At 54.2% G+C, this 13,234-nt stretch carries 14 protein-coding genes and 1 riboswitch; of the genes, 1 reads left to right on the forward strand and 13 read right to left on the reverse strand.

Annotation, left to right across the window (positions count from 1 at the left end; genetic code table 11):
• Positions 1 to 84 precede the first annotated feature (84 nt).
• The 8 genes from ABC336_RS05745 to ilvB form a co-directional block, all read right to left on the reverse strand.
• Entirely contained in the window at positions 85 to 510 is a 426-nt protein-coding gene (locus ABC336_RS05745) for a hypothetical protein (RefSeq protein ID WP_413237762.1), read from the reverse strand.
• A gap of 281 nt (positions 511 to 791) precedes the next feature.
• Positions 792 to 1,241, reverse strand: a complete 450-nt coding sequence (locus ABC336_RS05750) for a C40 family peptidase (RefSeq protein ID WP_413237763.1) — start codon at positions 1,239 to 1,241, stop codon at positions 792 to 794.
• A 3-nt stretch (positions 1,242 to 1,244) separates the two neighbouring features.
• A riboswitch (cyclic di-AMP (ydaO/yuaA leader) is annotated at positions 1,245 to 1,384 on the reverse strand.
• Positions 1,385 to 1,531: 147 nt separating this feature from the next.
• Entirely contained in the window at positions 1,532 to 2,041 is a 510-nt protein-coding gene (locus tag ABC336_RS05755) for a hypothetical protein (protein ID WP_413237764.1), read from the reverse strand.
• 370 nt (positions 2,042 to 2,411) lie between these two features.
• Positions 2,412 to 3,491, reverse strand: coding sequence for a 3-isopropylmalate dehydrogenase (gene leuB / locus ABC336_RS05760; RefSeq protein ID WP_413237765.1), 1,080 nt, complete (start codon positions 3,489 to 3,491; stop codon positions 2,412 to 2,414).
• A 26-nt stretch (positions 3,492 to 3,517) separates the two neighbouring features.
• Positions 3,518 to 5,062, reverse strand: a complete 1,545-nt coding sequence (locus tag ABC336_RS05765) for a 2-isopropylmalate synthase (RefSeq protein WP_413237766.1) — start codon at positions 5,060 to 5,062, stop codon at positions 3,518 to 3,520.
• Between the two features lie 160 nt (positions 5,063 to 5,222).
• Entirely contained in the window at positions 5,223 to 6,215 is a 993-nt protein-coding gene (gene ilvC, locus ABC336_RS05770; RefSeq protein WP_413237767.1) for a ketol-acid reductoisomerase, read from the reverse strand.
• 140 nt (positions 6,216 to 6,355) lie between these two features.
• The gene (gene ilvN / locus ABC336_RS05775) at positions 6,356 to 6,841 is read right to left on the reverse strand and encodes an acetolactate synthase small subunit (protein WP_413237768.1); all 486 of its coding nucleotides are present in this window, start codon (positions 6,839 to 6,841) and stop codon (positions 6,356 to 6,358) included.
• Positions 6,838 to 8,583, reverse strand: a complete 1,746-nt coding sequence (gene ilvB / locus ABC336_RS05780) for a biosynthetic-type acetolactate synthase large subunit (RefSeq protein ID WP_413237769.1) — start codon at positions 8,581 to 8,583, stop codon at positions 6,838 to 6,840. The genes ilvN and ilvB overlap by 4 nt, the downstream gene beginning before the upstream one ends.
• 530 nt (positions 8,584 to 9,113) lie before the next feature.
• On the opposite strand from ilvB, the gene ABC336_RS05785 reads away from it, so the two are divergent.
• On the forward strand, positions 9,114 to 9,566 hold the full coding sequence (locus ABC336_RS05785) for a GNAT family N-acetyltransferase (protein WP_413237770.1): 453 nt from the start codon (positions 9,114 to 9,116) through the stop codon (positions 9,564 to 9,566).
• A gap of 171 nt (positions 9,567 to 9,737) precedes the next feature.
• Here the strand turns inward: ABC336_RS05785 and ABC336_RS05790 are convergent, their stop codons facing one another.
• From ABC336_RS05790 to ABC336_RS05810, 5 genes are all read right to left on the reverse strand, one after another.
• A complete protein-coding gene (locus ABC336_RS05790) occupies positions 9,738 to 10,088 on the reverse strand; it encodes a hypothetical protein (protein WP_413237771.1) in 351 nt (116 codons plus the stop codon).
• A gap of 165 nt (positions 10,089 to 10,253) precedes the next feature.
• Positions 10,254 to 10,616 (reverse strand): 50S ribosomal protein L20, encoded by a 363-nt coding sequence (gene rplT, locus ABC336_RS05795; RefSeq protein ID WP_128657090.1) that lies wholly within the window; start codon positions 10,614 to 10,616, stop codon positions 10,254 to 10,256.
• Between the two features lie 77 nt (positions 10,617 to 10,693).
• Complete coding sequence (gene rpmI, locus ABC336_RS05800; protein WP_020617658.1) at positions 10,694 to 10,894, reverse strand: 50S ribosomal protein L35; 201 nt, start codon at positions 10,892 to 10,894, stop codon at positions 10,694 to 10,696.
• 26 nt (positions 10,895 to 10,920) lie between these two features.
• The gene (gene infC / locus ABC336_RS05805) at positions 10,921 to 11,418 is read right to left on the reverse strand and encodes a translation initiation factor IF-3 (protein ID WP_413242443.1); all 498 of its coding nucleotides are present in this window, start codon (positions 11,416 to 11,418) and stop codon (positions 10,921 to 10,923) included.
• Positions 11,419 to 11,762: 344 nt separating this feature from the next.
• Entirely contained in the window at positions 11,763 to 13,004 is a 1,242-nt protein-coding gene (locus tag ABC336_RS05810; protein ID WP_413237772.1) for a glycosyltransferase family 2 protein, read from the reverse strand.
• Positions 13,005 to 13,234: the final 230 nt, after the last annotated feature.

Raw genomic sequence — 13,234 nt, forward strand, 5'->3', positions numbered from 1 at the left:
TGATAGCTTTCGACTTGTTGTAATTTGTTGAGGGGGTGTACACAAAAAGAAACGCCTCCGGGCACGCGGAGGCGAGATTCGGAATTAACAATAACCCTCAGACGTTCGTCTATGCTGCAATTTGTTGCGTCGTTTATTCAGCACGCCCAGACGCCTCTTGAGTTGAGCTTCCCACTCATGATCCTGCAGCTGCTTGGCGAAGCTAAGCAGGTCCAGCGCCATATCGATCTGACTGTGCACCACTTCCATAGGGTCCTCATGCTCATGATTGACACAGTTTTCGGCGAGTGCTGCGCTCTCTTGCTCCACATAATCGTGGAAGTCGACCTCGGAAGCACCGTCTCCATGAGCGTATTCAGCCAGTATTTCATATTCGCTTTCGATCAGGTAGTGGATCTCTACCCGATGACAGACCGGACAAAACATAATCGGTACATTGTGGATGTGTGTCCGGTAATGCTTCAACGTTCCTTTTGTCCCTAACATGCTGGCGCCACAACAAAAGCTCATTTCGACCCCTCCTTTGGCTCGCCTGCCCGGAACTTTGCTTCCGAAGCAAATCGTTTAGCCTCGTCGTTTTGTCACATTTTACCCGTCTTATTCTCCGACTAATCACGGATTCGATGTCCGGATTGATAGTTCTGCCTGATATAGTATATTCTCCTCTCGCCTGACAATCCCTGCTTATCGGCTTGTCCAATATCTAACTGTCGATATGTTTGTAGGGTCAAACAAAAACAAGCCCGCAATGGGCTTGTTTGTTCGAGCTTGTGGCTCTATGTAATATCGCGTTAGATAAACGTTTTGGCAGATGCGACGCGACGTGCGGTTACATAACGCTTGTCATAGTAAGAGCTGGACAGTTTGCTGACGATAACGCCTTTGCTGCTGGACGAATGTGCAAACTCGCCATTGCCGAGATAAATGCCTGCGTGAGAAATGCCTTTACCGCTTGTGTTGAAGAACACCAAGTCGCCAGGCTGCAGATCTGAACGATTCACTTTAGTGCCCTTTTGCGCTTGTGCGCTGGATGTTCTTGGGAGACTGACATTGTACTGGTTGAAGATATGAAGAACAAAACCCGAGCAATCAAAACCTTTTGTTGTGGTGCCGCCATATTTGTAAGGCGTGCCTACAACCTTGTTGACCTTTGCGCGTAGATCCTTTTCGCTTGCGACTACGGAACCTGCAAATGAGGCAAACATTACTGCTGCGAGCATTAGTGCGATAAATCGTTTCAAGACTTTTTCTCCCTTCGTGCCTACGAGGTTAGCTGAGGGTTCGGTTGAGAGTTTCCCTATAATTCCTTGCTTACGGAATTAATTCACCCGGGGTTGGATCCCCCGTTTCTCAGGCAAAACTGAGAATTCGGCATCGGTAGTATTAATTTTCCTATGCTACAGGGATTCGCCCTTTAAAGCCAAAATCCTACCTCTTTAAACATTAGAAAAACTTCATAAAGCGAAGAATGGCGAAAAAGCCTGTAAGCACAAGGCTTCAGGCTGCTGTTAATTTTAATTATGAGAGAACATTAAGGAATGTACTGTTGTACAATTTTAATGATTTTTCCATCAATTACAGTTAAATGGTAGGGGAAATCTCTCATATCCCATTCCTCTTGGTCTTGGATAATCTCGATAAATTTGTCGATACCGATCGACTCATTCCACATGATCTCAGCTTCTTCAATAACACCGGTACGATTGTAGATCTGCATAAGCACTTCCGCGTCAGCCGCAACCTCCAACTCGACCAGTCCGTCATCATCGTTAATTATATAATAGCCGTCAGGCGCTTCTGTCATCTCCGGATCCTGCTCATACAAACGGAATTGCTCATCAGCTTCAGCACCTTCGAACCATTGTATGTAGTCCGCAACAATCGTAATCTTGCCATCTTGCTTTGTAATCGACTCAATGTAGGCGGTATGCGTATCGGGAGAAGCGGGCACAGGCTGATACGCACCGTCCTTGGCGCTCGCCGCGCCAAACTGGATCAGAACAATCATAACGACAAGTGCGCTCAACAGAGGTTTTTTCATTGCATTCTCTCCCTTTTATAGCATATTCCCGTCCACCTTACATTTTCCTTACCCTGTCCGGAGGAAGCTGAACCAGCTCTTTGTTAGATTTTTGTTTTCTATACTAATAAGACGGATGAGAAGGGCGAATGGTTGCATCATAAATTGATTTCGATAAAAAAAATTAAAAAAATGAGAAAAATAATGTCTTGCCCCGTCTCCGCGTCCCACTTTTGGCGATACCGCAATCAACTGCCGGCCGCGACAGGCCCTCGGGATCGGAAGCTTGCCAGTTGTATACGTTGCTGTCAAAGACAAAAAAAGCCCCACAAATGCGGGGCGTCAACCATGCCGAAAATAAACTTTATAACGAGGTTGCTTGCTAGCGGTATTACGCTTTGAGCGCGGCTACGATCAGGTCGCCCATCTTGGTCGTGCCGATCGCCTGGCTCTTGTCGACAGCAATGTCGCCCGTGCGGTGGCCGTTGTTCAGCACTTCTGCAACAGCGTCCTCGATCGCCTGCGCGGCGGCATCGTAGCCGAAGGTCAGACGGTACATCAGCGCCACCGACAGGATCGTCGCGATCGGGTTGGAGATGCCTTGACCGGCGATGTCCGGCGCCGAGCCGTGCACCGGCTCGTACAGGCCGAAGCTGCCTTCGCCCAGGGAAGCAGAGGAGAGCATGCCGATCGAACCGGTCAGCATCGCTGCTTCGTCGCTCAGGATATCGCCAAACATGTTCTCTGTGACGATGACATCGAAGCTTGCCGGACGACGCAGCAGCTGCATCGCGCAGTTGTCGACGAGTACATGCTCCAGCTCTACGTCCGGGTATTCCGGCGCGATCCGGTTGACGACTTCGCGCCACAGACGCGATGTCTCGAGTACGTTAGCCTTGTCTACCGATGCCAGACGCTTGCTGCGCTTCTGGGCGATCTCGAACGCCTGGCGGACAATCCGCTCCACTTCGGTCACGTTGTAGACGCAAGTATCGACCGCTTCCTGGCCATGCTCGCCCTCGCGGCGGAATTTCTCGCCGAAATAGATGCCGCCTGTGAGCTCACGGACGACGATCAGGTCTGTACCTTCGAGCACTTCCGGCTTCAGCGTGGACGCTTCCTTCAAGCAGTCGAAGACGGTCGCCGGACGGATATTGGAGAACAGGCCAAGCTCCTTGCGGATGCCCAGCAGCCCAGTCTCGGGACGCAGCTCCTTGCTGTTGTTGTCCCATTTCGGACCGCCTACGGCGCCCAGCAGGACAGCGTCTGCGCGTTTGCAGATGTCCAGCGTCTCTTGCGGCAGCGGCGTGCCCTTCTCATCGATGGCGATGCCCCCGAACAGCCCGTGCTCAAATTCGAAGCTGAGTCCGAACAGCTCCTCGGTTTTCTTCATCACCTTGATCGCTTCCGCGACAACCTCAGGTCCGATACCGTCCCCGGCAATGACCGCGATTTTTTTCGTTTCTGCCATGTGGCTACACTCCTTTTGTTATTCCCCTAGATTAGGCTCATTTTGTCGCGCCGCCCGCCGGACTTGCGCTTGTCGATCAGACGGTTGAGCGCGTCGACATAGGCGCGGGCGCTCGCTTCCAGGATATCGGTGCTGAGACCGCGACCCTGTGCGGATACCTCATCCTGCTGCAGCACGACATGGACCTCGCCGAGCGCGTCCTTGCCCTGGGTAACCGACTTGATCGAATAGTCTTCCAGCTCGACGACTTCTGCAGTGGCTTTGTCAATGGCGTTATAGATCGCATCCACCGAGCCGTTGCCTTCCGCCGTCACTGCCTGCTCGCCGCCAGCGGTTGAACGGATCCGTACCATGGCACTCGGCGTGGACTGGTTGCTGTAGCTGACTTCCACCGCTTCCAGGGTGAATACCTCCGGCGTCTCGACCAGCTTTTCCTCCAGCATGGCCCGGATATCTTCGTCGCTGACATTTTTCTTCTTGTCCGCCAGCTCCTTGAACTTGGCGAATGCCGCATTGACCGCCTCATCCGACAGCTCGTACCCCATATCCAGCAGCTTCTCGCGGAAGGCATGACGGCCGGAGTGCTTGCCCAGGACAAGCTTCGACTCCTTCAGGCCGATGGTTTCCGGGGAGATGATCTCGTACGTGGTCTTCTCCTTGAGCATCCCGTCCTGATGGATACCCGACTCGTGGGCAAACGCATTGGCGCCGACGATCGCTTTGTTGCCAGGCACGACCATGCCTGTCAGCTTGCTCACCAGACGGCTCGTTTTGGCGATCTCCGTCAGTTGGATTGTTGTCTCGGCTTGATAATACTCGGAACGCGTAGCCAGCGTGAGGATCACTTCCTCCAGAGCTGTATTTCCCGCGCGCTCGCCGATGCCGTTGATTGTCCCTTCGATCTGGTCCGCGCCGTTTTTGATGGCTGCCAGCGCATTGGCCGTCGCCATCCCGAGATCGTCATGGCAGTGGGCGCTGAGCTGGATCGATTCGATATTCGGCACTTGCTCCTTGAGCGTCTTGAAGATATTGCCGAACTCGGACGGCGTCATATAGCCTACTGTATCCGGGATATTGACGACGGTCGCGCCCGCCCGAATCGCCATCTCCGTTACTTCACACAGAAAGTCAAGCTCGGTGCGTCCCGCATCCTCCGGCGAGAACTCGATCTTGTTGAAATATTGCTTGGCATAACGAATCGCACGTTCAGCCGCTTCCAGCACCTGATGTTTCTCCATGCGTAGCTTGTGCTTGCGGTGGATCGGCGAAGTCGCGAGGAACAGATGAATGCAAGGATCCTGAGCATCCTTAAGTGCCTCCCGGACAGCATCGATATCCTGCTCCCGCGAACGCGCCAGACCGATAATCGAGGCATTCTTGACTGCTTTGGCCACCGCTGCCACACCCGCCAGGTCGCCAGGTGAAGCCGCCGGAAAGCCCGCCTCGATGCGGTCTATGCCCAGCTTCTCCAGCTGCAGGGCGATCTCGACCTTCTCTTGCGTGTTCAGGTTGACGCCCGGCGACTGCTCGCCGTCACGCAGCGTCGTGTCGAATAGATAGATTTTGCGCATGCTAGTGCCTCCTGTCCCCGTAATATGAAGACTGACCCGTTTACAAACCAACATCCCGGATACCAGCGCGAGCAGACAGACCTCCCTTGAAGGAAAGGCCTGCCCCTCTGCCTGGATAGTCCGGGATAGACGGCATTACTTTATTGGTTGCTGATCCTTCTTACTTCTTGATCCAGTGCATCAGTTCACGCAGTTGGCTGCCCACTTGCTCGATAGGATGCTCGGCTTCACGACGGCGAGTCGCAGTCAGTGTAGCGCCATTGGATTGGTTTTCCAGGATGAAGTCACGGGCAAAACGTCCAGCCTGGATGTCTTCCAGTACGCGCTTCATTTCTTTTTTGGTCTCTTCCGTAACCACGCGAGGTCCGGTGACATAGTCGCCGTACTCGGCCGTGTTGCTGATGGAGTCGCGCATAGTGGACAGTCCACCCTCATACATCAGGTCCACGATCAGCTTCAGCTCATGCAAGCACTCGAAGTATGCCATCTCTGGCGCATAGCCTGCTTCTACCAATGTTTCGAAGCCTGCTTTTACCAATGCGCTTGTACCGCCGCACAGGACAGCTTGCTCACCGAACAGATCGGTTTCGGTCTCTTCGCGGAACGATGTCTCGATGACGCCAGCGCGGGTACAGCCGATGCCTTTGGCATAAGCCAGACCGATTGCTTGCGCGTTGCCGGTAGCATCCTGCTCGATCGCGATCAGCCCGGGCACGCCGAAGCCTTCAACATACGTACGGCGTACCATGTGGCCAGGAGATTTTGGGGCCACGAGCAATACGTCCGTGTTGCTGTCAGGTACAATTTGTCCGAAGTGAACGTTAAAGCCGTGCGAGAACATCAGAGCCGCGCCTTTTTTCAGGTTCGGTTTGATTTCTTCGTTATATACGCGAGCTTGGGTCTCATCCGGCATCAGGATTTGGACCACGTCAGCCACTTTTACAGCTTCAGCTACAGAAAGAACTTCGAAGCCGTCGTTTTTTGCTTTCTCGGCGGATTTGCCTGCACGCAGACCGATTACAACCTTCAAGCCGCTGTCACGCAAGTTTTGCGCTTGGGCATGACCCTGGCTGCCATAACCGATAACCGCGATTGTTTTGCCTTGCAGAACGTTTTGATCCGCATCTTTTTCATAGAACATTTTAACTGCCATGAGAATGAATGCCTCCTTTAATTTGAACCCTATTGAACGGGTGCTCGAAGGGGCGAAAGACAAGCGCCGGTTGTCGCCCGCTCAAGCTCCCGTTCAATAATACGGGTAAGCTTATATGTTAGTCCTGCGGATGCGCGCGATTAGCGCGCATTACCCCGCATCATCGCCGTCACGCCTGTCCGGGACAGCTCCCGGATGCCGTAAGGCTTCAGCAGCTCGACCATCGCATCGATCTTCTCAGAATCTCCGACCACCTGAACCATGAGCGTATGAGAACCGATATCGACGACAGCAGCCCGGAAGGTGTCGACGACACCCAGAATTTCCGGCCGGGCATTCGGCTCCGCGCTCACCTTGATCAGCGCCAGCTCCCGACCAACCATCGGGTGAGCGCTCAGATCGGTAACCTTGATGACATCGATCAGCTTGTACAGCTGCTTGGAGACTTGCTCAAGCGTACGGTCATCGCCGCTGGTGACGATCACCATCCGGGAGAGTCCAGGCTCTTCGGAGGTGCCTACCGTGATACTCTCGATGTTAAAGCCGCGGCGGCCGAACAGGCCGGAGACCCGCTGCAGCACGCCAGGCTGATTGTTAACCAGTACGGCTATCGTAAATTTCTTCATTCCGAATCCCCCATTATCATCTCGCTAATCGTATTGCCCTGGGTGACCATCGGGAATACATTCTCGTCCTTCCGTACGACGAACTCGACGACGGCAGGGCCAGGATGACGGAGCGCTTCTTCCCAGACCGCCCGCGCATCTTCTTTGCCGGTGGCCCGGAAGCCCTTGACGCCATAGGCTTCGGCGAGCTTGACGAAATCCGGACTGCCTGCCAGGTCGATGTGGCTGTAACGATTGTCATAGATGATCTCCTGCCACTGCCGCACCATGCCGAGCACCTGGTTGTTGATGATCGCGACCTTGACCGGGATATTATTGATGGCGCAGATCGCCAGCTCCTGAGCGCACATCTGCATGCCGCCGTCACCGTTGATCGAGACGACGACCCGATCCGGGCATGCCATCTGGGCACCGATCGCCGACGGGAAGCCGAAGCCCATCGTCCCCAGTCCGCCGGAGGTGATCCACGAGCGCGGCTGGTTGAAGCGGTAGTATTGGGCCGCCCACATCTGATGCTGGCCGACATCCGTGGTGACGATGGCCTCTCCCTTCGTCGTCTCGTGGATCATCTCGATGACCCATTGCGGCTTCAGCACGGTGTCGGAGTCGATGTACTTGAGCGGCTTCGACTGCTTCCACTCCTGGATCTGGGTGCGCCATGCATCGGCGCGCACAGCCGGCTTCGCTTCGCGGTTAGCGAGCTGCAGCACCGTCTTGATGTCGCCGACGATCGGGATCTCCGTCGGGACGTTTTTGCCGATCTCGGCAGGGTCGATATCGATGTGGACGACCCGCGCATGCGGGGCAAAGCCCTGCAGCTTCATCGTTACTCGATCATCGAAGCGCGCGCCGATATTGATCAGCAGATCGGCCGATTGAATCGCCATATTGGCCGTGTACGTGCCGTGCATGCCCGGCATGCCCATCCAGAGGCCCTCGCCGCTCGGATACGCGCCCAGGCCGAGCAGCGTAGTCGTCACCGGAATCTGGGTCTTGGTCACGAACTCCAGCAGCTCTTCGTGGCCGCCAGAGTAGACCACGCCGCCCCCGGCCAGGATGACTGGACGCTCGGCTTCGGTGATCGCCTTCAGCATCTTGTCAACCTGGAGCTTATTAGGGTGAACAGTCGGATTGTAGCCGCGGATATTGACCTCGTCTACTGGCTTGAACAAGGCTGTCTGGGCGGACACATCCTTCGGAATATCGATCAGTACCGGTCCTTTGCGGCCGGTATTGGCGATGTAGAACGCCTCATGTATAACACGCGGCAAGTCTTCGACGTTGCGCACGAGATAGCTGTGTTTGGTGATCGGCATCGTAATGCCCGTGATATCCGCTTCCTGGAAGGCGTCGGTACCGATCGCTGTCGTCGCCACGTTGCCTGTAATGATGACCAGCGGCACCGAATCCATGTAGGCAGTAGCGATCCCTGTTACCAGATTGGTTGCTCCCGGACCCGAGGTGGCGATACATACACCGACTTTCCCGCTGGCCCGCGCATAGCCGTCAGCCGCATGAATGGCGCCTTGCTCATGACGGGTGAGCAGATGATTGAAATCGGAGTAGCCGTGCATGGCGTCATAAATATACAAGACGGCACCGCCGGGGTAACCGAAGACACATTCCGCACCCTCCAGAACCAAGCTGCGAAGCAGTATTTCCGAGCCGCTGATGACCTCTTGCTTCACCAGCTTATCCATTATTTCTTCCTTTGACTTTAGCGCTGCACTTTGTGCGTTCATAGTCATCCTCCTTCTCCAGGTTTTGTGCCGGGCGGGCTCCAGGCATCAAAAAAACCTTTCGTCCCCAACACACTTGCTGTGTTGAGGGACGAAAGGTCTAGCTTCCGTGGTACCACCCGAATTTGTCATACGTCTCACGACATACAACCTCATGAAGTAAGACAGGTCGCAGCCTGCACTTACCTGCGGCACTGTAACGCGTGCCGGGCGATTCTCCCTAGTAGTCCAACAGGATTTTCAGGAAAACAGCTCCGAGGTGAGCTCGTAGAAAAGGGATTCTGGTGACGGTCTCAGCAAATCCGTCTACTCTCTGAGCAAAAGGGCCCTTAACACTTCGTCCTCATCATTGCCGATTGCTTATGATAGGTTAGCTTTAATTATATGCGCTGTGTGTCGCTTCGTCAAGACCAGGATCGGATGGGCGCCCAAAAAGTTGATCCGCAACGTACGCTGCGGCCCCCGATATCATATAATATCTTGCCCGCAACCATGCGGATCAAGTCAGAACGGTGAAGGAGCGCGACCTAACGATGACCATCATCCGCCCGCGCAACCAGCGCCAGGATACCAAGGAGATTCTTCGTCTTATCCGGACCGAGTTGATCCCCAGATCGCACACAGTTCGCGAAGGCGACCCGCAAGTACTGCGGGAACTCCCCAAACGGCTTCGCCAAGGACAGACCTTTGTGGCTGCCCGGAGCCGCAGCAGCTTGCCGCTCGGCTTCGTCCACCTCGTGCCTTCCGGGGAGCAGCTGCTGATCGATATGCTCGTTGTGCATCCCCGTGAACAGGGCCGCAGCCTGGGCAAGCAGCTGATGCTCCGGGCCGAGCAGCACGGCCTGTCGTCGGGCTGCACGTTCGCCAGACTATTCGTGGACGAGGATAATATACGCGCCGGCCGCTTCTACGAGCGGCTGGGATATGTGACGACGAGCTATCTGTCAGACTATCGCTGCTTTGAGCTGCACAAGCGTCTTGTATAAGGTGAAACGGCTAACGCAAAGTTTTGCAAAGCAAAACTAGCTTCGCAAGCACCGGCGCAGCGCGTTTCATTCCGGAGAAATAGAAGCCAAGTAGATTTGTAAGACATATACTTTAATATTCTAAAAAAAAGCCGGGGCACTGGGTATTCCCCCGTGCCCCGGTCGATATAGTTAATAGAAGAACGGACCGCTGCTGCAGCACTTGCCGCCGTAGCCGCCGCCATAAGGTCCAAAGCCGCCGCCTCCGTAAGGACCAGGGCCAAAGCCAGGACCAAACCCTGGACCAAAGCCGCCGCCAAAGCCGCCTGCGAACGGCAGCGTACCGATTGCCAGCAGATCGAACAGGACCAACGGCAGGATTGCTTTGGTATTCACCTTTTTACCTTTTTCCAGCGGACGCAGAATCAGGCGCTGACCGCTGACCTTGACCAGCCGGCCAGTTACTCTCGTACCGTCCTTGCGCACCGCGTAGATGGCTTTGCCGACCAGCTTGCGAGCTGCTTCCCGGGATACTTTGCGCATCTTATCCCTCCTCTCCCGTGATGCAACAGTGTATTCGCAGGGAGGGAGGTGAGCCTGTACCCTTGTCTACCGGGCAACAAATTTGGGCTTCGTCTATCCATCTACAAAAAAAAGCCCGGATATCCGCGAGGGACACCGGGCCTTGCCGAGAGCAGGCTGAATCGCCTAGGAAGCGTTCAGCTTGTCTTTGGCTACGCCAGCCAGCGAGTTGAACGCACCGATGTCGTTCACTGCCAGGTCGGCGAGCATTTTGCGGTTGACTTCTACGCCGGCCAGTTTCAGACCGTACATAAACTTGCTGTAGGACAAGCCATTTTGACGAGCTGCCGCATTGATCCGTGTAATCCACAGCTTGCGGAAATCACGCTTTTTCTGGCGACGGTCACGATAAGCATAGAGCAGTGAGTTCATCACTTGCTCTTTTGCCGATTTAAACAGTCTATGTTTGGAACCGAAATATCCTTTTGCCAGCTTCAAAATTCTTTTGCGACGACGCGTGCGGACAAAGCCGCCTTTCACTCTTGCCATGAATTAGCCCTCCTGTAATGTGCTTAATCGCTCTATTGTTTCGCTGCTAAAAACTGATTGTTTGATTGTGTTTATAATTACTTCAAGTTGTCCAGACCGCGTTGCAGACGTTTTACGTCGCCTGCTGCCATCAGCGGCTGTCCCGACAGGACGCGCTTCTGACGACCGGACTTATGGGAGAGCAAATGGTTTTTGTAAGCTTTGTACCGTTTTACTTTACCGGTGCCGGTAATTTTGAAACGGTCCTTCAAACTGCTGTGTGTTTTCATCTTAGGCATGTTGTGGTCCTCCTAGGGTATTTTGGTTAAGAAGTAGTTTTTGGCGCAAGAATCATAATCATGCTGCGGCCCTCTAGCTTGGGCATGCGTTCCACAACACAGAGCTCCGCGACTTCCTTTGCCAGGTTGTCCAGAATCCGCTGTCCGATCGAAGCGTGCGTGATCTCCCGGCCGCGGAAGCGGACCGAGCATTTCACCTTGTCGCCCTCTTTCAGGAACTTGACGACATTGCGCATCTTGGTCTGATAGTCGTTGTCCTCGATGTTCACACGGAACCAGACCTCTTTCAGATCGACAGTTTTTTGATTTTTGCGTGCTTCTTTTTCTTTCTTTTGCTGCTCGTAGCGGAACTTGCCGTAGTCCATAATCCGACATACGGGGGGCTTCGCTGTAGGAGCGACGTTAACCAGATCCAGGTTAAGATCTATCGCCATTTGGAGCGCTTCACGAAACGGCTTGATGCCGATTTGTTCACCTTCTGCACCTACCAGGCGTACTTCTCTTGCCCGGATTTCGTCATTGATCTGATGTTCTCTGCTAATAACGTTCCACCTCCATAGTCTTCTACATGCTTGCCGACGAGATTGTCACCTATCCCCGCAAAATGAAGCCCTAACTTCGCAGCGTCATCAGGACCTTTGCGGGGGGCCCGATAAAACAAAAAAATGCGGGCCCTCACGGACCCGCACTCCATAACCATTCCTCAGCAGGCGATCGTCGCCATAGCGACTTGCCGGCACGGTTGATTCATCGAATAACCAGCCAACCCGTGTTGGTCAGGTGAGAAGCGGGCGCTTCTTCTTGAAGGTGTGGCAATAACCACTTAAATACTATAGCACGCTGCACAAACCTTGTCAACAACTGAGCTCTAGCCTGCTTGCTTGCTCTGCACATCCTCCAGTCGGATGACCCTCGTGTGCTGGGTGTGGCTCCATTGCTTGTTGTTCTGAGTAAAAAAAGCATAGCAGGTGATAGGCAGCCAGGAAAGCAAGAAGAGCGGCAGTGTCAAAAGATGGGCGTACATCTTCCAGGATGTCACCCGCTCCAGCATCAGCGCCGCCGGGAATTGGATGACCGCCATCGCCATGGCGAAGGCCACGATCCCTGCCGGAAGATACGTATACATGGAAGCAAAGACATTGTCCGCCGGCAGGATGTAATCGCCCCACAGCAGCGCGGTCAGCAGGAATCCCAGCAAGACGTTGTACACGCTGGCCGAATAGAGTGCCGCATCAAACTTGACAAAGCTGCGCTCGCGGATGCTTTGCCACAGCAGAGGGAAGAAGAACCGCCTGGCCACATGGAAATGACCTTGCATCCAGCGCAGCCGCTGTCTCGCCGACGCCTTGAACGTAATCGGCTTCTCATCGAACACCTTAGCTTCGTAGTTAAGGGTCGGATGAATCCCGCGCTGGATGCAGCGCATCGTAAATTCCAGATCCTCGACCAGGCTCGTCGCTCCCCAGCCCATCTCTCTGAGCAGAGCGGACTCGAAACACATGCCCGTCCCTCCCAGGAAGTTGGCCATCCCCAGGTTGCGGCGAGAGAGCTGCCACAGTCGATTGCAGTACCAGTAAGTAATGCCGTAGGCGGCCGTAACCCAAGAATCGCCTGGGTTCTTAGTGTCCAGGTACCCCTGGATGACTTGCTTGCCCTCGCACAGGTCGGCATTCATATGCCTCAGAAAATCGGTACTCACAAGATTGTCGGCATCAAACATGACGACAGCGTCATACGAGCGAGGCATCGCCCATAATTCGCTGAGCATCCATTCGATCGCATAGCCTTTGCCCCGGAGATGGGGATTGGTGCGGACGCAAGCCCGGACACCATGGCTGCGCACGACATCAGCCGTGCCGTCGTTACAGTTGTCGCAGATGACAAAGATGTCGTACAGCTCTTTGGGATAATCCAGCCGTTTCAGATTGTCGATCAGCGCGCCGACGACTTGCTCTTCATTGTGCGCCGCCACGAGGACGGCAAATGATTTGCGCGGCGCCGCCTGACGCATCTGCCGCCTGCGCCTCAGTCCGAACATCGCGATGCCGAACTGATACACCCCTACCAAAGCCAATAAAATTTGCATGCCAATAACAAAACCGTCTACCATCTTGACTGTGCCCCCTTAAGACCCCTTTTTTTTCATTTTCTCTCTGTACATGTCTCGCTTCGCAGACTTTTCTCTCTGTATGCATGTCTGTCGTCAGGGCAGGCTGCATTTTTTATGTGTAGCAGCCATATTGATTTTGCTCGCTTTCTGATCAATTGTCAAAACCGGATTTTCAGCTTAAATATATCTCTAGGCATGATTTTCCAGCCAATTGATACTCTGGTGCAAGC

Source organism: Paenibacillus jepli, from assembly GCF_047238105.1.
GTDB lineage: Bacteria > Bacillota > Bacilli > Paenibacillales > Paenibacillaceae > Paenibacillus_D.

Excerpts from the sequence above, each read along its gene's own strand:
- ABC336_RS05745 (WP_413237762.1), bottom strand. The coding sequence starts at position 510 with ATGAGCTTTTGTTGTGGCGCCAGCATGTTAGGGACAAAAGGAACGTTG.
- ABC336_RS05755 (WP_413237764.1), bottom strand. The coding sequence starts at position 2,041 with ATGAAAAAACCTCTGTTGAGCGCACTTGTCGTTATGATTGTTCTGATC.
- leuB (WP_413237765.1), bottom strand. The coding sequence starts at position 3,491 with ATGGCAGAAACGAAAAAAATCGCGGTCATTGCCGGGGACGGTATCGGA.
- ABC336_RS05765 (WP_413237766.1), bottom strand. The coding sequence starts at position 5,062 with ATGCGCAAAATCTATCTATTCGACACGACGCTGCGTGACGGCGAGCAG.
- ilvC (WP_413237767.1), bottom strand. The coding sequence starts at position 6,215 with ATGGCAGTTAAAATGTTCTATGAAAAAGATGCGGATCAAAACGTTCTG.
- ilvN (WP_413237768.1), bottom strand. The coding sequence starts at position 6,841 with ATGAAGAAATTTACGATAGCCGTACTGGTTAACAATCAGCCTGGCGTG.
- ilvB (WP_413237769.1), bottom strand. The coding sequence starts at position 8,583 with ATGAACGCACAAAGTGCAGCGCTAAAGTCAAAGGAAGAAATAATGGAT.
- ABC336_RS05785 (WP_413237770.1), top strand. The coding sequence starts at position 9,114 with ATGACCATCATCCGCCCGCGCAACCAGCGCCAGGATACCAAGGAGATT.
- ABC336_RS05790 (WP_413237771.1), bottom strand. The coding sequence starts at position 10,088 with ATGCGCAAAGTATCCCGGGAAGCAGCTCGCAAGCTGGTCGGCAAAGCC.
- rplT (WP_128657090.1), bottom strand. The coding sequence starts at position 10,616 with ATGGCAAGAGTGAAAGGCGGCTTTGTCCGCACGCGTCGTCGCAAAAGA.
- rpmI (WP_020617658.1), bottom strand. The coding sequence starts at position 10,894 with ATGCCTAAGATGAAAACACACAGCAGTTTGAAGGACCGTTTCAAAATT.
- ABC336_RS05810 (WP_413237772.1), bottom strand. The coding sequence starts at position 13,004 with ATGGTAGACGGTTTTGTTATTGGCATGCAAATTTTATTGGCTTTGGTA.